The following is a 20124-nucleotide window of genomic DNA, read 5'->3' as shown; positions in this document are numbered from 1 at the left end:
GGAGTATTATATAAAACTAACTTGACAAATATGGTGGTTGGAGCGATTTGACATAAGAGAATATCGTTATAAAGTCGATGTAGGCAGTCTGCCGTTCGTTGTGGTGATGTCACGCTGTATTCTGTCCGGGGAGGAATGTCCATGGCGAAGAATGGTGATGAGCATGACGAGATGAAGCAGCATTGTTCCGGCACGTCGGGGCCCTGGGAGGAGCGGGGGGTATCCCGGCGCGACTTCCTGAAGTTCTGCACCGCCATGTCGGCGGCCTTGGCCCTGCCGGTCTCCCTGGCGCCACGCATTGCCGAGGCGCTGGAGAGCGACAGTCGGCCGTCGGTGATCTGGCTCGAATTCCAGAGTTGCACCGGCGACACCGAGGCGCTCCTGCGGGCCGCTAACCCCACGGTGGGTGAGATCGTCCTCGACGTCCTCTCCATTGATTATGCCGAGACCATCATGGCCGCCGCCGGCCACCAGGCCGAGGAGGCGCGGCTGAAGACCCTGAAAGAGCGAAGTGGCAAGTACATCGCCGTCGTCGAGGGGGCGATCCCCATGAAGGACAACGGCGTCTACTGCTGCGTCGGCGGGAGATCGGCCGTGGATATCGCCCGGGAGGTCTGCGGCGGCGCCATGGCCACCATCACCGTCGGCACCTGCGCCTCCTACGGCGGCATCCCGGCTGCATCCCCCAACCCCACCGGCGCCGTGGGGGTCAAGGACGCGGTCCCCGGCGCCACGGTCATCAACCTTCCCGGCTGCCCCGTCAACACCGACAATCTGGTGGCCACCGTGGTCCATATCCTCACCTTCGGCAAGCTCCCGGCCACCGACAGCAAGGGACGCCCCCTTTTCGCCTACGGCAAGCGGATTCACGACAACTGCGAACGCCGCCCCCACTTCGACGCCGGCCAGTACGTGGAGCAATGGGGCGACCAGGCCCACCGTGCCGGCCACTGCCTCTACAAGATGGGGTGCAAGGGGCCCGAAACCTTCCACAACTGCCCGACCCAGCGCTACAACGAGAAGACGAGCTGGCCAGTGGGATCAGGCCACGGCTGTGCCGGCTGCTCCGAGCCCCACTTCTGGGACACCATGACCCCCTTCTACCGGCGGCTTCCCAGCGTTCCCGGTTTCGGGATCGAGGCCACGGCCGACAAGATCGGCCTTGGCGTCGCTGCGGCCACGGCGGCGGTCTTCGGCATCCACGGCGTGGTGAGCGCGCTGCGCAAGGGAGATGAATCCGACGGGGAAGGAGGGGTAGACCATGGCCAGGATCGTCGTTGACCCGATTACGAGAATAGAGGGGCACCTCCGTATCCAGGCCGAGGTGAACGGGGGCCAGATAACCGATGCCTGGAGCTCCAGCACCATGTTCCGGGGGATCGAGAAGATCCTCAAAGGGCGCGATCCCCGGGACGCCTGGTACTTCACCCAGCGCTTCTGCGGCGTCTGCACCACGGTCCACTCCATAGCCTCCATCCGGGCCGTGGAGAACGCCCTGAACATCCGCGTCCCCCTGAACGCGGAGTTGATCAGGAACCTCATCATCGGCATCCAGGTGGTGCAGGACCACGTGATCCACTTCTACCACCTCCACGCCCTCGACTGGGTGGACGTGGTCTCAGCTCTCAAGGCCGACCCCACAAAGACCGCAGCCTTGGCTGCCTCCCTTTCCGACTGGCCCCTCAACTCCCCCACCTACTTCAAGTCGGTACAGGACAAGGTGGCCGCCTTCGTGAAAAAAGGGCGCCTTGGCCCCTTCGGCAACGCCTACTGGGGACACCCGGCCTACAAGCTGCCGCCCGAGGCGAACCTCATGGCCACGGCCCACTACCTGGAGGCCCTGGACTGGCAACGGGAGGTCATCAAGATCCACGCCATCCTCGGCTCCAAAAACCCCCACCCCCAGACCTTCCTCGTCGGTGGCATGGCGATCCCCGTGGATCCCAACTCCCAGAACGCCCTCAACGCCGACAAGATCGCCGAGATTGCCCAGCTCCTCAAAAAGGCCAAGGCGTTCGTGGAGAAGGTCTACATTCCCGATCTCCTGGCGGTGGCCTCCTTCTACAAGGAGTGGGCCGGAATCGGCGGAGGGGTGGGGAACTACATCTCCTACGGCGAATACCCGCTGGACAACAGCGGCAAGCCGGAAAAGCTCTGGTTTCCCCAGGGGATCATCGTGGGCAAGGACCTCTCCCGGGTCTATCCCATCGACCAGCAAAAGATCACCGAGAGCGTGGCCCACTCCTGGTACGAGGGGGGTGATGCCGGGGTCCATCCGTGGGAAGAGCAGACCGAGGTACGGTACACTGGCCCCACGCCCCCCTACGACATGATCGACACGGACAAGAAGTACTCCTGGGTGAAATCCCCCCGCTACGACGGCAAGCCGATGGAGACCGGCCCCCTGGCCACCATCCTCGTGGCCTACGCCGCGGGGCACCAGGGGACGAAAGGGGCGGTGGAGCTGGTCCTCGGCAAGCTGGGGGTCGGCCCGGAGGCGCTCTTCTCGACGCTCGGTCGGACCGCGGCCCGGGGGATCGAGACCCTGTTGGTGGCTCAGGAACTTCCCAAGTGGCTCGACATGCTCGTGGCCAACGTGGCCGGCGGCGATCTGGCGATTCATAACGGCGAGAAGTGGGACCCCGCCACCTGGCCCCGGGAGACGGCGGGGTACGGCTGGCACAACGCTCCCCGGGGTGCTCTCGGTCACTGGATCAGGATCAGGGACCAGAAAATCGAGAATTACCAGGCGGTGGTCCCCTCCACCTGGAACGCGTCACCCCGGGATGAGAAGGGGCAGCGGGGCCCCTACGAGGCGGCCCTGGTCGGCACCCCCATGGCCGACCCCAACAAGCCCCTGGAGATCCTCCGCACCATCCACTCCTTCGATCCGTGCCTCGCCTGCGCCGTCCACGTGGTCGATCCCCGCGGCGGCGAGCTGGTGAGCGTCAAGGTCCTGTAGGAGGTCGCCATGGCACGGAACCGGAGCTGTCTTTACGAAAAGTACGTCTGGGAGGTCCCGGTGCGGCTGACCCACTGGGTCAACGTGATCGCCATCATCGTCCTCTCGGTCACCGGCTTCTACATCGGCTCCCCCAGGACCCTGGGGCTCGTTCCCGCCGACTTTGTCATGGGTTGGGTGCGGGTGGTGCATCTTACGGCAGGGTATGCCTTTGCCGTGAGTATCGTGAGCCGCATCTGGTGGGCCTTCGCGGGGAACCGCTACGCCGGGTGGCGGGAGTTTGTCCCGTTCATCTATCCCGAAGGGCGGCGCGACATGGGGCGGATGTTCCTCTACTACGTCTTCCTCTCCCGGAAGGTTCCCCACCCCACCGGCCACAACGCCCTGGCCGGAGCCACGTACCTTCTCGTCTTTGTCCTCTATCTGGTGATGGCCGGCACCGGCTTCGCCCTCGATGCCGAGCACGCGCCAGGCGGTTTGGCGCATGTTCTCCTCACGCCGCTCTACGCTCTCTTCAGCAACCAGGGGATGCGGCTCACCCACCACATGGGCATGTGGCTTCTCATCGCCTTTGCCATCCATCACATCTACAGCGCTTGGCTCATGGACGTGAAGGAACGGGGCGGGGTCATGTCGAGCATCTTCGGCGGCTACAAGCCGGTGAAGCGGGGGGAGTAGAATGTCGATTCTCGTGCTCGGCATCGGGAACCTGATCATGACCGACGACGGCGCCGGCGTACGGGTGGCGCAGCGGCTCATGGACGGGTGCCGCTTCCCCGAAGGAGTGACGGTCATGGACGGCGGCACCCTCGGCCTCGACCTGCTCCCTTACCTGGACGGCGTGGAGCGGCTCCTCCTGGTGGATGCCGTGGAGACCGGCGGACCACCGGGGACGGTGGTGCGGCTGGCGGGGGAGGAGATTCCGGTGGCCTTCCGGACCAAGCTCTCTCCCCACCAGATGGGGCTCCAGGATCTTTTGGCCGTGGCCGAGTTCCAGGGGAGCTGTCCCGTCGAGATGGTCCTGTGGGGGGTGCAGCCGGAGTCGGTGGAACTGGGGATGGAGCTCACGCCGGCGGTGGCGGCGCAGGTGGACCATCTTGTGGAGAAGGTCCTCGCGGAGCTTGCCCTGTGGGGAGTGGTTCCCGAGCCGCTTGATCCTGAAAAATGCACTCGAAACACTGAGCAACAGAGCAACTGAGCAAAATCTGGGAAAAACCTTTCAGACTGTTTTTGATAAATTCTCAGTTGCTCTGTGTTATTCATGCTGACGTTTTCATGAGGTGAAGGGGCGTCCGGACCGTTGCAGGTGCGGGCGCCCCTTCCCGTTGGGGGCCCGGCGGTTCCCCCTTGCCGCGAACGCCCCTCTCTGCTATGTTCGGACGGTACGCGAAACATCATTCAGAGAGGTCTTCCATGGTTGAAGCGATGAAGAACGTGGTGGTCTTTGTCCGCGATTTCGAGGCGGCGAAACGGTTCTACAAGGAGCAGTTGAAGCTCCCCCTGACCCAGGAGGGGGTGACGATGATGGAGTTTTTCTCCGGCGGCGCGACCCTCGGGGTGGCCATGGCCCTCACCGACGAGGCCGCGGCCCTGGCGGGGCGCCACACCGGCATCACCCTGCGGGTGAAGGATATCGACGACTTCTGCCGCGAGCTGACCGATACGGGCGTCCGATTTGATCAGCCCCTGGAGCAGAGCCCCTGGGGAAAGATGGCGGTGGTGGCCGATCCCGACGGCAACCTTTTTGCCCTCGCGGACCGGTAGGCCTCCCGTGAAGATCATCACCCGGGAGCTTCTCGATCAGGTTACCGGTGAGGCCCGTGGCAGCGCCCGCCTCCGGAAGAACCACAACCTCCACCCCAGCGACGATTTCTGCTGCCACCGGCTCCTGAACGCCATGGAGCCCGGCTCCTACATCCAGCCTCACCGGCATCTCGACCCCAACAAGGACGAGTCGATGGTGATCCTGCGGGGGCGGCTCGGCGTCGTCTCCTTCGACGGGGCGGGGGCGGTGACCGGCACTCGTCTCCTCCAACCCGGCGATGCGGTGGCTGTCGACATCCCCCACGGGGAGTTTCACACCGTCGTGAGCCTTGAGCCCGGCACGGTTTTTTTCGAGGCCAAGGCCGGACCGTACCTCCCCCTTGCCGGGGAGGAAAAGGCCTCCTGGGCTCCTGCCGAGGGGGACGGGGGAGCCGGTACCTACCACGCGTCACTTGTGGCACTCTTTTGCTGACCATGGCCTTCATCCGTACGATCGTGCCGGTCATCTGTGTTGCTCTCTTCGTAGCGGTATCCGGTGCGGCGCCTCCTCCCCGCCCCGACACGGGGATAGGCGTTCTTCTGGTTGGTGCCGTCCCCGGCGAGCCGGCTCCCCCTCAGCTCATCCTCTACGGGGAGCCGGGGATCGGCCGGATCGCCGAAAAGAGCGCTGCGTCGTTGCCCCATCTGGCAATTCCCCACAAGATTCCGCCCGGTGAGTTTCCCCTTGTGGTCACCGCCCGCAAGGGAGGGTGGCTGAAGGTCATTTATGATGACGCCGGGCGCGCGGCATGGCTGAAGCCGCGTCGGGCGTGGCCCTTCGTTTTATGGGATGAGCTGCTCAAGGGGAGGGAGGCGCGGCTCTTGCGGGGACTCAAGAAACCCTTGTACCTTCTCTGGGGAAGCGGGGGGGATACGGTGCCGGATCTGGAACCTCTCACCCCCGAGCGGAGCTTCAGGATCATCTCCGTGGACGGGGATCGGATCCAGGTGCTTCTGGATCTGGCTGTCGTGGGATGGCTGCGGTGGCGGGACGAGGATGGCCGGCTCCTCATCGCTCTGGAGTGACGGGGGGCGGCAAAAAATCGTTGACGCCCCGCGACTTTCTGTGTTATTCGAGACCCCTATGAAGAAAAACACCGTTTCCATCGCCATCGCAGCACGAGCTATCATCGCCGCGGCGTCCGTCGCCGCAGGGGAACCCGCTGCCGTGTGAGGAGGCGTCGTAACGCTTCGTGTATCATCAAAGGCCGTGGGTACCTCCCACGGCCTTTACCATTTTCAGGACCATCACCAACAGAGAGAAAAGAGGGAGATGACGTGAGAAACGAACTGGTGACGCCCGGAGCGGGCGAACTGACCTACGAGATCCGCAACATCGTCAACGTGGCGGAGAAGCTCCAGAAGCACGGGGTGAAGATCAACTGGGAGAACATTGGCGACCCGATCGTCAAGGGGGAGGAGATTCCCCGCTGGATGAAGGAGATCGTGGCCAATGAGGTGATGGAGAATGACACCTGGGGCTACTGCCACACCCGGGGGGTCCTGGAGACCCGGGAGTTCATCTGCGGCCTCACCAACAACCGCGGCGGTGCCCGGATCACCCCCGACGACATCATCTTCTTCAACGGCCTCGGCGACGCCATCTCCACGGTCTACGGCAACCTCCGCCACGAAAGCCGCATCCTCATGCCGTCCCCTACCTACACCACCCACTCCATCGGCGAGGCGGCCCACGCCCAGGCCTCGCCGGTCTGCTACCGGCTTGACCCGGCCAACAACTGGTTCCCCGACCTGGAGGACATGGAGAACCATGTCCGGTACAATCCCCAGATTTCCGGCATCCTCCTCATCAACCCCGACAACCCCACCGGCATGGTCTTCTCCAGGGAGACCCTGGAGAAGATCGTCGCTATCGCCCGGAAATACGAGCTCTTCATCATCGCCGACGAGGTCTACAACAACATCACCTACAACGGCCAGACCACCGTCCCCATCTCCGACGTTATCGGCGACGTGCCGGCCATCGCCATGAAGGGGATCTCCAAGGAGATACCCTGGCCCGGCTCCCGCTGCGGCTGGATCGAGGTCTACAACGGCGCTAAGGATGACCAGTTCCGCAAGTACATCAACTCCATCCTCTCCGCCAAGATGAACGAGGTCTGCTCCACCACCCTGCCGCAGAAGTGCATCCCGGCTATCATGAAACACCCGGAATACCAGACCTACCTCCAGGAGCGGATCAGGCGCTATGAGAAGATGAGCACCATCACCTTCGACTGCCTCAGGGAAGTTCCCGAACTCATGGTGAACCGGACTAACGGCGCCTTCTACATGTCCGTGGCCTTCCGGGATGGCCTTCTCACCAACGGCCAGTCCCTCCCCATCGAGAACGCCGAGGTGCGGGAGCTGGTGGAAGGGCTCGTGAACGCCCCCGGCGTCTCCCCGGACAAGCGGTTCGTCTACTACCTCCTGGCCAGCACCGGCATCTGCATCGTGCCGCTCTCCTCCTTCAATACGCCGCTGCAGGGGTTCCGGGTGACCCTCCTGGAGAAGGACGAGGCCGAATGCCTTCGGATCTACCAGACCCTGGCGAAGAAGATTGCGGAGTATCTGAAGTCCTGACACAGGGTTCTTCAGGGAGTGGTGATGAAAAAGGGGGAGCTGACTGCCGGCTCCCCCTTTTTTTGTCCCGCATTGGCTGCTTTTATTGCCCCGCCGCCCTCGCCAGCCGGAACTTGCTCACCATCTTCGACAACTTCGTCACCTGCTGCCCCAGCCCCTGGGCCACTTCGGACGACGAGAGGGCGCAGGCGGCGTTCTGCCGGGTGACCTCGTTGATGTGGGTGACGGAGCAGCTGATCTCCTCGATGGCGCTGGCCTGTTCCTGGCTGCTCTGGGAGATCTCGTCGGTGAGGGAGCTGATGGTGGATGCCCCGGTCACCGCCGTGGTGAGGTGGCCGTCGATTGCCTGGGAAAGGTCCTCTCCCTTGCGGGCCTGCTCCACCGATGTCCTGATGAGGGTGTCGGTCTGCTTGGCCGCGTCGGTGGAGCGCTTGGCCAGTTCACGGATCTCTTCGGTGAGGACCTGGAAGTCGTTGCCGGCCCCCTCCACGTGGGCCGCCGAAATGGCCGCGTTCACTCCCAGGAGCCCGGAGTTGGAGGCGACGCTCTTCAGGTCGTGGATGAGGTCGAGATACTCGCTCACCAGCTGATCGGTGGTGCTGTCGGTGCCGGCATTGGGGGTGAAAGTGACCCGGCGCCGGAAGTCGTGGAGCCGGGAGACTGCCTCCTCGCACCGCTTCGACAGGTTCCGCACCTCGGAGGCGACCACGCTGAAGCCGCTGGCCGAGGAGCGGATCAGGGCCGCCTTGCTGGTGGCGTTGGAGGAGAGCTTGTCGGTCTCCTTGGCGATGGCGTCGATCTGCTGGACGATGCCGACGGTGTTGTCGGCGGAGCCGCGGATCTCCCCCATGGCGTGGAGCATCTGGTCCATGACGGTCTTGGCGGTGCCGATGGACTCGGCGGCCTGCTGGGCCACCTGCCGGGCGTCGGCGGTGTTTTTGGCGCTCTTCTGGGAGGTGTCGGCGATGTGATTGAGGACGCTGGCCGCCTCGGTGAGTTGCGTCTCCTGCTCCCGGGTACCCGCGGTGACGGTCTGGCTGCTGGCGGCAATCTGCTCGCCGACGGCGGAGACCAGGTCCACCGTCTCCGCCATCTGGGTCACGGCGGAGTGGAGGGATTCCGCCGTGGCGTTCATGGCCTTCTTGATGGCGGCATGCTCACCGTGGTACTTCCCCCGCATCCGGGCGCTCAGATCGTATTGGGCCAGGCGCTGCAGGACGGTCCCGGCTTCGTTCACCGGGTCGATTACCGCGTCGAGGGTGCCGTTCACCCCCCTGATGAGGTCCCGCCAGATCCCCTCGAAATCCCAGTCGTTGCCCCGGGTCTGGAGTCGTCCCTCGCCGATGTTGCCGATGAGGTGCCGGGTCTCGCTGTCGAGGCCGTACAGCGTTGCCAGGAGGGTGTTGAGGTTGCGCTTGAGGGTGTTGTATTCCCCGGCATAGTCGTCGATGACGAAGGGTGGGATCCTGCCGTGGGCGATCTCGTCGATGGCGCCGGCGGCCAGGCGCAGCGGGGTCACGAGGGTGTCCAGCATCCGGTTGACCGTGAGGACCAGGGCGGCGTCGTCACCGGTGAACTGGGCGGGGTTTCCCCGCTCGTCGAGCCTGCCGTTCATCATGGCTTCGGCGAGCCTCTGTATCTCGCTGTGCAGAGTCGGTTTTGTCTCTTTGGCGGTGGATGTCTTCATGTCAGGTTCCTTGGCGGAGAGTGTGAAGATGTTCCCGGATGGAGGCGGTGGCGGGCTCGATGGCGGCGGCCACCTCCGGCGACATGGCGTCGCGGGTCTGGTCGAAGCGGCGTCCCTCGATCCCCACCAGCAACACCGTTGACGGGATCAGCTCCGGGTAGAGGCATCTCCCGATGTCGATGGTTTCCTTCAGGCCGATGAAATGGGCCGATATGGCCCCGGCGCCGAAATCGGGGAGCTCATTCCAGCCGAGGTTGTGGATGGTTCCCGTTGGCGCGCCGAACTGGACCGCGTCCACGACGATCATGGCCGACTCATCGCCGGTCAGGTAGTCAAGGAGGTCAATCCCCCCCACGGCCGCGTAGTGGAGCGTGACCCCCGGCGGTAGGGACGAGCCGGCCAGCTTCCGGTAGACCTCGAACCCCGCGGCGTCGTCGGCCACCAGGTCGTTGCCCACGCAGACCACAACGATTCTGCGGAAAGCTACTGAGTCCTGAGACTCAGGCGGCACTGGTCCCCGCATGAGACAACCTCCGATTTCACCGGGCGGCAGATGAGTTCGTTCAGGATTCCGTCCAGGTAGGCATGGAAGAGGCGGCAGAGGGCCGTCCCCAGGGTGAGCCCCCGCTTGGCGCAGACCTCCTGCAGAACGCAGTGGTCGAACAGGAGGACGCGCTCCGTCCCTTCCCCCTCCAGCCGGAACTGGTACCCGGCCTTCATGCGGGAATTGAGGAGCGCGACGATCTCGTCCAGGGTCGGGTTTGTCAGGTGGATCGGGAGCTTGCGCGCCATTTCCCGCCCGGCGATCCTCCCCACCGACGCCGTTGCCCCCCCCATGATGGTGTCGACGGTGGCGGCGAAGATGTCCAGCAGAAAGGCAACCTCGGTCGCGGCGTTTACATGGTCCTCAAGGGTGACCTGTTCCGTGGTCGTGGTGCTCATATGAATTTCTCCATCTTGGCGCAGAAAGCCAGGTCCCGGTAGAAGTTTTTCACAACGTGATAATCCTCGTGGCGCAGCGCCCCGGAGGGGCAGAGGTAGGCGCAGCTCAGGCAGGCGATACAGTCGTCCCGGTGCTCCACCGCGCAGAGCCGCTTCTCCTCGTCGAAGGCAAAGACCTTGGTGGGGCAGATGTCCACGCACATCCTGCAGCCGCGGCACGCCTCTTCATGGAGCTTGATCTCGACCATCAGCAGTTCCTCCTGATGAGATGGGGCCTGTCGGCACGGTTCACGACGATTTCCAGCGGCATGGCCCCCAAGGCATGGGTGGCGCAGGAAAGGCAGGGGTCGTAGCAGCGGATGCCGAACTCCACCGCGTTGAGCAGGGCCTGGTCGTCGGGGCGGTTGATGACATGGGACGTGGCGGCCTGGGCGATCATGGTGTTGATCAGGGCATAGTTCTGCTGGGTCGCCACGATGAGGTTCGCGGCCCGGACGATGCCGTTCTCGTCGATCTCGTAGTCGTGGATCAGGGTTCCCCGGGGGGCCTCCACGTGCCCCACCCCCCGTCCGCCGGAGAATTTCACCGGCACCCGCGTCTCGCCGTGGATCTCCGGGGAGGCCATGATTTCCTGCGCCCGCTCTGTGCAGTAGAGAAGCTCGATCAGACGGGCCCAGGGCTGGAGGGCATTGGCATGGCAGGGGCGGCCCACGGTCCGGATGAATTCCTCCCGCTCACGGTCCGCCAGGGGGGTGCCGTACCGGTCGGAGATGTTCAGCCGCGCCAGGGGGCCGACCCGGTAGTCGTGGCGGGTCTCGCCCTCCACAAAGGAGACCTGCTTCATGTAGGAGAAATCCACCGCCGCTTCGGAGAGGTGGGTGTCGTAGCCGGCGGTGGGGAACTGGGCCTTCCGGGCTCCGCTTTCGTCAATGGCCCGTATCTCTCCGTTCACCAGGGCGATGGTGCCGTCGCCCTTGACGGTGCCCACACTCCAGGCCGGGATGACCCACTGTTCCAGCATCGCCGGGTTGGCGTCGAGCATCTTCATGAGGAGTTGCTTCACCACCGGCGCCAGTTCCAGCACGAGCCCGTGGGCTTCCTGGATCCAGGCGTTCAGCTGGCGCTCACGGTCGGCGTCGAGCACAAAGGCGATCCCCCCGGCCACCGAGGTGACGGGGTGGGTTCCCCGTCCCCCCACCAGCTCGTTGATCTTCTGGCCGATGGAGCGGCACTGGAGGGCCTTTCTGGCGATGTCGGGGACCGCCTGCACCACCCCCACCACGTTGCGGATGGCGGGGTCGGCGTCGAGCCCCAGGACCAGGTCCGGCCCCTGGAGCACGAAGAGGGAGAGGCAATGGGAGTGGATCAGGTGCCCCATGTACATGAGCTCCCGCAGGAGTTTCGCGGCGGTTGGGGGCTCAACGCCCGCGGCGTTGTCCAGGGCGTTGGTGGCGGCCAGATGGTGGGCCGTGGGACAGACCCCGCAGATGCGGGCCGTGACCAGCGGCATCCGGTCCGCGTCCATGCCGGTCAGGATCTTCTCGAATCCCCGCAGCTCGTTCACCACGAGCCCCGCCGCTTTGAGCGCTCCCCCATCGTCCAGGTCGATGAAGACCCGCGCATGCCCTTCGATGCGGGTGACGGGATCAATGGTTATGGTCTTGTTCATAGTCGTCTCGTTCCTCATCGGTCCATTTTTTAATCAGAAAGGTGGGCTTCTCGCCGATCATGGGGGTCGCCATGGTGTAGGAGTAGTGGGTCTTGGATGTCCTCTCGATTTCCCGGACGATGGCTTCCCGGGGGATCTCGGTCAGGCGCGACATCCGCTCGGCGATCTCGGTGCGGATGTCGCGGTTGGGCTCGGCCAGCACCTGCATGGTGGCGCCGGCGCAGCCGCTGCACGGTATCCCGTTCAGGGGGCAGGGGGACATGCAGCGGTCCAGGGTCACCGATCCCATGCAGAGGTATCCCTGGCTCAGGAAGCAGCGGTCCGGGTCGGGGACCCCCTCCGAATTCTTCCTGATCCGGTCAACCTCCGTCTTCTCCATCTTCCTCCGGCACCGGGCGCAGACCGATTCACCGGTGGCGGTGCGGGGGGAACGCCCTTCCAGCAGCGCCAGGAGGGCATCGAATACAAAGGCCGGGTGCGGTGCGCAGCCAGGGAGGTAGAGGTCCACGTCGATGACGCTGTCCAGGGGGGAGACGGACGGCTCCAGGGCCGAAACCTCCTTCGTTGGCGGAGCGTGGGTAGCGGTGGTCTTGTTGCCGATGTAGACTGCATCGATGATCTCCTGGCGGGAATGGACATTGCCGGCACCGGCGATCCCCCCGTACACCGCGCAGGAGCCCCAGGCGATGATCAGGTCGCAGCTCTTGCGCATCTCAATGGCCGCGTGGCGGTCGTGCTCGGTCCGGATGGCGCCGGAGACGAGCCCCAGCTTCGCCTTCGGGTAGTCCTTCACATCAGTCAGTACCGGGCAGCGCTGGATGGTGACGGATTCCAGGACCGCGAGGATTTTCTCGTGCAGGTCGACGATGGCCACATGGCAGCCCGAGCAGTCGCTCAGCCATTCCAGATTTATGGGTACGGTGCTCACTGGTCTTCCCCCTTCTTCCTGTGGATCACCAGCCGCTTGAGGCAGGCGTTTTCTCCCGCATGGAGGATCTCCAGGGTGGAATCGACCCCCATGACGTTCAGGAGCGCCCCGGAGAAGAAGCCGAACATCATGGTGCAGAGGGACCCCTTCTGGTGGTGACCGAAGCGAAAGAGGGACTGGCGGATCATGCAGTCCCGGAAAACGAGCTGGAGATCCTCGTCGCCGCTGTCAGTGGTCTGGACCAGGGCCGGCCGGTCGTGGGCCTTGAACGGCTCGAAGTGCCAGAGGCAGTTGTTGTCGAGGAGCACTTGGTGAACGGCTTCCAGGGCCTCCTCCACGTCGTCGGTCTTACGGATATTGGCGGAAAGCTGCATGCCGAGCCGTTTGCCAGCCAGGTAGGTGATGCTGTTGGCGGATTCGCCGATGGCCTCTTCGATGCCGCTGGCGATGGCGCCGAGGAAGGTCATGGTCTCCTGGAGAGCCGCGCGGGTGGTCATGAGATCGGACATGGTCAGCTCACTCCTGTCAAAGTGGTTAGTTCATCGGCGGAAAACATCTTGTCCAGATCGAGAACGATGACGAGCCGGTCGCCCACGTTGCCTACCCCCCGGATGGCCTCGGCGTCGCACCCCGCGCCTCCCGCCGGCGCAGGCGACAGATCCTCGGCAGGCAGCTTCATGACCTGGCTCACGCCATCGACGATGAAACCGACGGTCGCGTTCCCCGTGCCGGTCACGACGATGACCCTGTCCGCCTCGTCGACGGTGCGTTCGCCGGTTATGCGGAACCGCCGGCGGAAGTCGATGATGGGGACGATCCTGCCGCGGAGGTTGATGATCCCCTCCACATGCTCGGGAGCGTCGGGAACGGCAGTGATGGGTACTATCCGGATGATCTCCTGCACCGTGAGGATCTCGAAGCAGTATTCCTCATTCCCCACCCGGAAGCCGACCAGGTGGAGGGGCTTCCCTGCAGCGGATCTCCCCTTGGCAAGGGTTGGCAACGATGTCATGGGTCGGCCTTTTACTCCTCGGTTTTTGTGTGCGTGGGGCTTCGTAAAACGTCTTTTGGTGTAAGCCGGGTACGGCAACGCATCTGCAATGCAGTTTGACTTCGTGTGTCAGGGCGGTGAAATTGCCGGGCAGGTAGTATAGTTTATCGGTAGGGAATGGGGAAACTTTAGGCGTTTTTTGAGAAATAATAAATAAATGAGAACATATGGAGCGGGGAGAAGGAAACCGCGGTTGAGGAGAGGAGAGGGCGAGCCGTAAGGGAAAAAGGGAGGGGGCCGACGGTCGGCCCCCGTGGCGAGGGTTCAGGGAGTAACGGTGTCCACAAATTTCCCGGCCACCCATCCTTCATGGGCCTTCTTTCCCCGGGTCCAGCGAATCTTCACCCATGTCCCCTCCCGGCCGAGCACCTCCACGTACTTTCCTCCCGAGAGCACGGCGACAGGTTTCTTGCCGGTGGAGGGCTCCGGGCGGACGTTCACGTACTTCTGCCGGGGAGTTATTTTCCCGGGGACCAGAGGGATCGTTGTTACGGTGACCGATGCCTGAGGGGTCACCGGCGCCACTGCCGGGGGGGCGGCCGGTGCCGGTACGGGAGCGGGTGGCTCGGCTTCCAGCCCTGTCTCCGGCGCCTGGGGGCCGGCCTGCTCCTCGACGGGAGCGGTATTCACGGTGGCACACGCTGCCGTGAGCGAAAGGGAGAGGAGAAACGCCATCCTGGCGATACCCATTGCTGTTTGATGCTGGTTCATTGTTCCATGCCTCCACTGGTATCAAAGGTGACGGCAAAGTCGCCGTCGGCCGTCGTGTCGAGCCTGATAGCCTCCGGCGTCTCGCCGGTGCCGAGCCGGGGGAGAATTTCCCGGGAGAGAAGCGGCAGCAGCGTGCTCCGTAGGATATGGTCGATGGTCCGGGCGCCGCTCTCCACCTCGGTGCAGCGGGCCGCGATCCGTTCCGTGACCGCCGGGGTCCAAGAAAGCGCCGTTCGGCTGTTCTCCCGGAGCCGCTCCGCCACCCGCCCCAGCTTCAGGGTAACGATCTCCCCCAGGTACTCGGGGGCCAGGGTCAGGTAGGGGACCACCGACATCCGGGCCAGGAGCGCCGGCTTGAAGTGTCGGGAGAGGTGGGGGCGGATGGCGGAGGTCAGCCCCTCCGCCGTCGGTGCTTGATCCCCGCAACAGAGGGAGGTGATGACATCCGAGGCCAGGTTACTCGTGAGGAAGATGACTGTGTTGGCGAAGTCGATGACCCGCCCCTCGCCGTCGGCCAGCATCCCCTTGTCGAAGACCTGGTAGAAGAGGTTCATGACGTCGGGGTGGGCCTTCTCCACTTCGTCCAGGAGGACCACCGAGTAGGGCTGGCGCCGGACCGCCTCCGTGAGGACCCCCCCCTCGCCGTACCCCACGTACCCCGGCGGCGAGCCGATGAGGCGGCTCGTGGTGTGGCGCTCCTGGAACTCGCTCATGTTGATGACCGTGAGGAACCGCTCCCCCCCGAAGAGGAGGTCGGCCACGGCCAGGGCCGTCTCGGTCTTCCCGACCCCCGACGGCCCCACCAGGAGAAAAACTCCCAGGGGCTGGCGTGGGTCCTTGAGCCCTGCCGCCGAGGAGCGGAGCACCTCGGCCACGGCGGAGAGGGCCGGCTCCTGCCCCTTGATGCGGCGGCGCAGGTCGCCCTCCAGGGTGAGGACCCCGGCGGCCCGGTCCTTCTGGAGGCTCCCCAGGGGGATGCCTGTCCAGTCGGCCACCACCCGGGCCACCACCTCCGGCTCCACCTCGATCCGTACCAATGGGGCGTCACCCTGGAACTCCGCTAGGCGAGCCGTGGCCTCGGTCACCTGCCGTTTCAGTCCTCGCCGATCTTCGTTTTCTTCCGCTTCCGTCGACAGTTCCTTGCGAAGGGCCATCACTTCCGCGGCCAGCTCCTGTTCCCGGTGCCACCGCGCCGTGACGGCGGCCAACTCCTCCCGCAGGGTTAACAATTCCGCCTTCAGGAGATCCAGTCGCTCGTCGTCAACGGGGCGGCCGTGGAGCTGGTCCCGGGCCATGGCCGCCTCTTCCCTCTCCAGAGCCTGGATGCGGCGCTCTTTCTCCTCCACGGCCCCCGGCTTCCCGGTGAGAAGGAGCTTCACCCGGGCCGCCGCCGTATCCAGGAGGTCCACTGCCTTGTCCGGGAGCTGGCGCCCCGACAGGTAGCGGGAAGAAAGCTCCGCCGCCGCCCGGATGCCGTCGTCCCGGATGGTGACCCCGTGGGCCGCCTCGTACTTCTCCTTGAGACCCCGCAGGATCAGGACGGCGGTCTCGACGTCCGGCTCGTCCAGCTTCACCGGCTGGAAGCGCCGGGCCAGGGCCGCGTCCTTTTCGAAATATTTCTTGTACTCGCTCCAGGTGGTGGCGGCGATGGTCCGCAGTTCCCCTCGGGCCAGGGCCGGTTTCAGGAGGTTAGCGGCGTCACCTCCGCCGGTCTGCCCCCCGGCGCCGATGATGGTATGGGCCTCGTCGATGAAGAGGATGATGGGGCGCGGCGACCCCTTCACCTCCTCGATGACGCTTTTCAAGCGGTTCTCGAACTCACCCTTCACTCCGGCCCCCGCCTGGAGAAGCCCCAGATCGAGCCCCAGGAGCCGTACCTCCCGGAGGGCCTCCGGCACGTCCCCCTCCACAATCCGAAGTGCAAGCCCTTCGGCTACGGCGGTCTTCCCGACCCCCGCCTCGCCGACGATGATGGGGTTGTTCTTCCGGCGCCGGGCCAGGATGTCGACCATCTGGCCGATCTCCCGGTCCCGGCCGAAGACCGGGTCGATATTACCTTCCGCCGCCTGGCGGGTGAAATCGGTGCAGAAGCGGTCGAGAGAGGTGGTTCCCTTGGGTGCCTCGTCGCTGGTTGCGGAGCGGACACTGGTCGGTGCATGCTCCACCGAACCGGCCGTGGCCGTGCCGAAGCGGGAGAGGAGCGTCTCCCTCCCCACGGCCATTAGAAGGTCCACGTAGCGGCCCGCCGTGAGCTGGAGCGGCCGGGCCAGGAGCGCCAGCAGCAGCGCGCCGGAGCGGATCCGCTCTTCGTTGAGGTCGAGGGAGGTGATGAGCCACGCTGCCTGGAGCCACTCCAGAAGCACCGGCGAGAAGACCGGCTTCCCCGAGTTCCCGGAGGGAAGCTCGTCGAGGACCCTGGTGATCCCGGCCTTCACGGATGCGGCATCCACCTCGAAGGCCCGGAGGATGAGGGGGAGGTCACCCCCCGGCTCGTCCAGAAGCCGCGCCAAGAGGTGCTCCACGGTCACCTCGTAGTGGCCCCGGGCCACGCAAAGCCCCGCCGCCCCTTCCAGGGCGCCGGAACAGTGGGGATTGAGGCGGGATATGAGGGCTTTAAGGTCAACGGTCAGCATGAATGGTTGATTCTCCTTGGGTTTGTTCGGTTAACGAGGTGCCGCGAGGGGCTCCCCTCCGCCGGGAAAGCTCACCGACACCCGCCCCACATCCGCCCCTGACGTCATCCACACATCCCATCCGAGCCGAATGCCGCTGCCGAGCATGGCCGGCGGGGCCTCGCCGGGGGCGAGGATCAGCTCGATTTCGTAGGCGAGGGGGTCGGTGATGTAGAGGGCGACGAGGAGGTCGAGGCGCTTGCGCTCCGGGGTGCCGGGGAGGAGTTCGGCGAACCGGTCGCGGCGCAAGGGACCCACCTCAATGCGGAACATGCCGGAGCGGTCGGGGATCTCGGAGCCCACAAAGGCGTCCTCGCCGAGGGTGCCGATGGTGCCGAGGCGTGAGCGCTCCTCCGGCGGTACCGTCACGATGCGGGGGACGGCGGAGATTACCTCCACCGGCGCGTCGAGGGCATCGGTCAGCAGCGTCCGCAACCCCAGGGCCGAGCGGGGGTGTTGGGCGAAGAGCCCCGTGTAGCGCAGGAGCGACCGGGGATCGGGGAGTTGGGCCCGAAGCGTTTCTTCGCCGTACCCCCCGAGGGCGTGGAGCCGCTCCGTGACGGCGTCGCTGCGCTGCTCGTCCACCTGGAGAAAGAGCCGGTATTTCCGGGCAACATTCGCGAAGATGCCGTAGATGTGCCGGTTGACGATGTCGAGGAAATCCCGGCCGGCGCTGCTGTCGGTGGCTTCCTCGTCGAGAAGTTCCTCGGTGTAGAAGGCGGGAAGCGGGGTCGCCTGGCCGTAGAGCCCCAGGAACGTGGCAATGACCCGATAGCCGTCGCCGACCCGCTCCACCCCGGCTACGTCCGCGGCCGGAAAGCCCAGGGAGAGCCGGGGGATCACCTCCACGGGCCGTTTGGTCCCGTCCCGTTCTCCGAGAAGCTCCAGGATCCGGAGCACCTGGAGGAATGAGAATTCGTGCCCCCGGTGGAGGAGTTCCTGCTCTAGAGGAGCGGCTGGTATCCGGCTCGCGGCGGCCACTGGAACTCCTCTCCCCGCACGGTTTCGCGGATGGTCAAGCGCGTGAAGGTGTTGAGGGTGGCGCTCCCCGCCATGAATTCATCGAGGACCGACCCGAAGAGGAAGAGGTCCCCCGGTCCCGCGAAGTGGTCGCCCCGGATATCAATGGCGATCTCCACCCCCCGCATGGGGGCGCCGCGCACGATGCGGTCCGTCTGCCGGGTCGCGACCCGTTCGATCCCCTCGATCCGGCGCCGGTTGGCCGCAAGGAGGGTCCGGTCGAAGCCGGGGAAGAGGTAGAGGCCGAGGCACTCCCGCAGGTTGTCGGCGTGGGCCACGGAGAGGCGGCTCAGGGGAATGGCCGAGAGGAGCCGCCAGAGGAGGTTCGGCCCCAGGGGGGGAGGGGACGATGGGGTGACGGGGGTGATGTTCCGGAACGAGGCAAAGGTCGGCGCATCCCGGGTGGGTTCCGCCACGTCGCCGACCCGGAGGCTTTCGGGGAGTCGCCCGTTGGTGCAGGTGAGCCCCACCGACAGGGTCGTCCCCTCTGGGGGTACCGTGCCCGGCGGATAGGCGAGGGCGAGGCGGACGTCGCAGCCGTCCTTGAAGGGGGATTGCGCGATGGACGTGTGGTAGCTGGGGCGGCCGTCGGCCGGGGTCCGGAATGCCTCGAAGGGGTCTAGGTGGTACTCCCGGGAAGTGCCCCGCTCGAAGGCGGTGACCCGGTCCACGGAAAAGACCTCGGCGTGACCGGGGGGCAGTTCGGCTGGCCGCAGGAGGTGGCGCTCCTTCCGGTGGTCCAGGGGGATCGGGTCGGCATCGTGGGAGAAGAGGTTGACGGCCGGGGTGGCGAAGAGGGCGATGCTCTCCCGGCTGACTCGGGGCGCTTGGGCCGGCGCGTTTAGCAGTTCGAAGGTGACGCTGAACCGGGTGCCGTTGCCCCGTCCCCGCCACTGGTCCCAGCCGGTCAGCTCCAGGAAGAAGAAGCGGCGGGGGGCCGTCAGGTACTCCTGGAGGAGCCGGTAGCCGGGGAAGGCGTTGGGGGGGTAGGGGATGAGGGGCTCATTTCCGTTGAGCCCCGCGGGTCTGAGGCAGTTGGCCGGCAGGACGGTCCCCGTTCCCCCCTCGGCTGGGGCGATGACGATGCGGGAAACGGAGCGGGCGAGGAGGAGGTAGAGCTCCGCCGCCTCGGCCTCCCCGGCCGCCAGGAAGAGCCGCAGGGATTGGGGCGCCCACTGGCCGAGGGTGAGCCCCGTGAGGGCCAGTCGGAGGGTCACGGCCGGGGGGCGGCCGGCCGGCTGGTCAAAGGAGGCGTCTTGGAGGGTGAGGGGGTGCACCTCCACGGGGCTCGTAGTCCGGAAGTGGCAGCGGGTCCCCTCCACCGGCACCGAGGCGAGCTGCATCCCGGCCGGCACCGTCTGGGGCTGGACCAGGGAGGGCTTCGGTTCGAAGGCGACGATGGTGGTGGCGGGGATGGGTCGCAGGTAGTGGGGGGCCACAAGCCGCACCATGTCGTGGACCAATTCGGGGAAATCGTCATCCAGCTTCCGGCGCAGGAGCGCCGTCTGGAAGGCTACTCCCTCCAGAAGCCGTTCCACGTCAGGGTCGGTCGAGGTGCCCCCGAGCATCGGCGCCAGGGCCGGGTGCCGTTGGGCGAACTCACTCCCCAGCTCCTTGAGGCGGGCCAGTTCTTCCTGATAGTGGCGGGTGATCATTGCGTGGGTGCTCTCTTATCTGGAATCGGTCAGCGTTTGACTGCGATCTTGCCGTCGGTGTCCACCACGGTCTCGAAGCGGACCGTACCCCCATCGTCATCGGTGATCCGGGCGGTGATCTGGAACCGGAGCGCCAGGACGTCGTCTTCCTGGGGGATGAAGGCGACCCGCACCCCGTCGAGGCGGGGCTCGTAGGTCTGGATGGCGACGCGGATGCTCCGCTCGATCTCCCGCACCGAGTCGGGGTAGGTCTGGAGGAAGTCGAGAAAATCGGGGACCCCGTAGTCGGGGGCAATGGGGGCGCTCCCCTGGCGAGTGTTGAGAATCTGGCGCAGGTGAGCCAGGACCGACTCCACCAGCCGCCCGTGGTCGGGGCGGCCGCGCCGGGCCGGGTCCCGCTCGAAGGAGCGGATCCGTTCCAGAAGACGTTCGTCGCGCATG

The 20124-nt window shown here is 65.4% G+C and carries 21 protein-coding genes; 8 read left to right on the top strand and 13 right to left on the bottom strand.

Features of this window, described 5'->3' with window-relative positions:
• The first annotated feature begins 141 nt into the window (after positions 1-141).
• The 8 genes from GMET_RS16700 to GMET_RS16665 all read left to right on the top strand — a co-directional run bounded on the left by GMET_RS16700 (position 142) and on the right by GMET_RS16665 (position 7348).
• Positions 142-1281 carry a hydrogenase small subunit gene (locus GMET_RS16700; RefSeq protein ID WP_004512556.1) on the top strand — a complete coding sequence of 380 codons (1140 nt, stop codon included), beginning with the start codon at positions 142-144 and terminating at the stop codon, positions 1279-1281.
• Positions 1262-2962 carry a nickel-dependent hydrogenase large subunit gene (locus GMET_RS16695; RefSeq protein WP_004512555.1) on the top strand — a complete coding sequence of 567 codons (1701 nt, stop codon included), beginning with the start codon at positions 1262-1264 and terminating at the stop codon, positions 2960-2962. Before GMET_RS16700 ends, GMET_RS16695 begins: the two co-directional genes overlap by 20 nt.
• A gap of 9 nt (positions 2963-2971) precedes the next feature.
• Positions 2972-3640 carry a Ni/Fe-hydrogenase, b-type cytochrome subunit gene (gene cybH / locus GMET_RS16690; RefSeq protein ID WP_004512554.1) on the top strand — a complete coding sequence of 223 codons (669 nt, stop codon included), beginning with the start codon at positions 2972-2974 and terminating at the stop codon, positions 3638-3640.
• Between the two features lies 1 nt (position 3641).
• On the top strand, positions 3642-4160 hold the full coding sequence (locus GMET_RS16685; RefSeq protein ID WP_004512553.1) for a HyaD/HybD family hydrogenase maturation endopeptidase: 519 nt from the start codon (positions 3642-3644) through the stop codon (positions 4158-4160).
• A 215-nt stretch (positions 4161-4375) separates the two neighbouring features.
• Entirely contained in the window at positions 4376-4726 is a 351-nt protein-coding gene (locus tag GMET_RS16680; protein ID WP_004512552.1) for a VOC family protein, read from the top strand.
• Positions 4727-4733: 7 nt separating this feature from the next.
• Positions 4734-5198, top strand: coding sequence for a WbuC family cupin fold metalloprotein (locus GMET_RS16675; RefSeq protein ID WP_004512551.1), 465 nt, complete (start codon positions 4734-4736; stop codon positions 5196-5198).
• A 2-nt stretch (positions 5199-5200) separates the two neighbouring features.
• On the top strand, positions 5201-5791 hold the full coding sequence (locus GMET_RS16670) for a hypothetical protein (RefSeq protein WP_004512550.1): 591 nt from the start codon (positions 5201-5203) through the stop codon (positions 5789-5791).
• Positions 5792-6043: 252 nt separating this feature from the next.
• Positions 6044-7348 (top strand): pyridoxal phosphate-dependent aminotransferase, encoded by a 1305-nt coding sequence (locus GMET_RS16665; protein ID WP_004512549.1) that lies wholly within the window; start codon positions 6044-6046, stop codon positions 7346-7348.
• A gap of 82 nt (positions 7349-7430) precedes the next feature.
• On the opposite strand, the gene GMET_RS16660 is transcribed toward GMET_RS16665, so the two are convergent.
• The 13 genes from GMET_RS16660 to tssE form a co-directional block, all read right to left on the bottom strand.
• Positions 7431-9035 carry a methyl-accepting chemotaxis protein gene (locus GMET_RS16660; protein ID WP_004512548.1) on the bottom strand — a complete coding sequence of 535 codons (1605 nt, stop codon included), beginning with the start codon at positions 9033-9035 and terminating at the stop codon, positions 7431-7433.
• A gap of 1 nt (position 9036) precedes the next feature.
• Positions 9037-9558, bottom strand: a complete 522-nt coding sequence (locus GMET_RS16655; RefSeq protein WP_004512547.1) for a hydrogenase maturation protease — start codon at positions 9556-9558, stop codon at positions 9037-9039.
• The gene (locus GMET_RS16650) at positions 9519-9977 is read right to left on the bottom strand and encodes a hypothetical protein (RefSeq protein WP_004512546.1); all 459 of its coding nucleotides are present in this window, start codon (positions 9975-9977) and stop codon (positions 9519-9521) included. The genes GMET_RS16655 and GMET_RS16650 overlap by 40 nt, the downstream gene beginning before the upstream one ends.
• On the bottom strand, positions 9974-10225 hold the full coding sequence (locus GMET_RS16645; protein ID WP_004512545.1) for a 4Fe-4S dicluster domain-containing protein: 252 nt from the start codon (positions 10223-10225) through the stop codon (positions 9974-9976). Before GMET_RS16645 ends, GMET_RS16650 begins: the two co-directional genes overlap by 4 nt.
• On the bottom strand, positions 10225-11646 hold the full coding sequence (locus tag GMET_RS16640; protein WP_004512544.1) for a Ni/Fe hydrogenase subunit alpha: 1422 nt from the start codon (positions 11644-11646) through the stop codon (positions 10225-10227). The genes GMET_RS16645 and GMET_RS16640 overlap by 1 nt, the downstream gene beginning before the upstream one ends.
• The gene (locus GMET_RS16635; RefSeq protein ID WP_004512543.1) at positions 11624-12574 is read right to left on the bottom strand and encodes a methyl viologen-reducing hydrogenase; all 951 of its coding nucleotides are present in this window, start codon (positions 12572-12574) and stop codon (positions 11624-11626) included. Before GMET_RS16635 ends, GMET_RS16640 begins: the two co-directional genes overlap by 23 nt.
• Positions 12571-13083: a hypothetical protein gene (locus tag GMET_RS16630; protein ID WP_004512542.1), complete on the bottom strand. Its 513-nt coding sequence runs from the start codon at positions 13081-13083 to the stop codon at positions 12571-12573. Before GMET_RS16630 ends, GMET_RS16635 begins: the two co-directional genes overlap by 4 nt.
• A gap of 2 nt (positions 13084-13085) precedes the next feature.
• Positions 13086-13586 (bottom strand): chemotaxis protein CheW, encoded by a 501-nt coding sequence (locus GMET_RS16625; RefSeq protein ID WP_004512541.1) that lies wholly within the window; start codon positions 13584-13586, stop codon positions 13086-13088.
• A gap of 303 nt (positions 13587-13889) precedes the next feature.
• Positions 13890-14336, bottom strand: coding sequence for an SH3 domain-containing protein (locus GMET_RS16620; RefSeq protein ID WP_011366178.1), 447 nt, complete (start codon positions 14334-14336; stop codon positions 13890-13892).
• Positions 14333-16969, bottom strand: coding sequence for a type VI secretion system ATPase TssH (gene tssH, locus GMET_RS16615; protein WP_004512539.1), 2637 nt, complete (start codon positions 16967-16969; stop codon positions 14333-14335). The genes GMET_RS16620 and tssH overlap by 4 nt, the downstream gene beginning before the upstream one ends.
• A gap of 30 nt (positions 16970-16999) precedes the next feature.
• On the bottom strand, positions 17000-17989 hold the full coding sequence (gene tssG, locus GMET_RS16610) for a type VI secretion system baseplate subunit TssG (RefSeq protein ID WP_004512538.1): 990 nt from the start codon (positions 17987-17989) through the stop codon (positions 17000-17002).
• On the bottom strand, positions 17953-19683 hold the full coding sequence (tssF, locus tag GMET_RS16605) for a type VI secretion system baseplate subunit TssF (protein WP_004512537.1): 1731 nt from the start codon (positions 19681-19683) through the stop codon (positions 17953-17955). The genes tssG and tssF overlap by 37 nt, the downstream gene beginning before the upstream one ends.
• Positions 19684-19712: 29 nt before the next feature.
• Positions 19713-20123 carry a type VI secretion system baseplate subunit TssE gene (gene tssE / locus GMET_RS16600; RefSeq protein ID WP_004512536.1) on the bottom strand — a complete coding sequence of 137 codons (411 nt, stop codon included), beginning with the start codon at positions 20121-20123 and terminating at the stop codon, positions 19713-19715.
• Position 20124: the final 1 nt, after the last annotated feature.

It is taken from the genome of Geobacter metallireducens GS-15 (assembly GCF_000012925.1).
Taxonomy (GTDB): domain Bacteria; phylum Desulfobacterota; class Desulfuromonadia; order Geobacterales; family Geobacteraceae; genus Geobacter; species Geobacter metallireducens.
The sequence above is the reverse complement of the archived record's forward strand: the minus strand, read 5'-3'. Positions and strand labels throughout refer to the sequence as shown.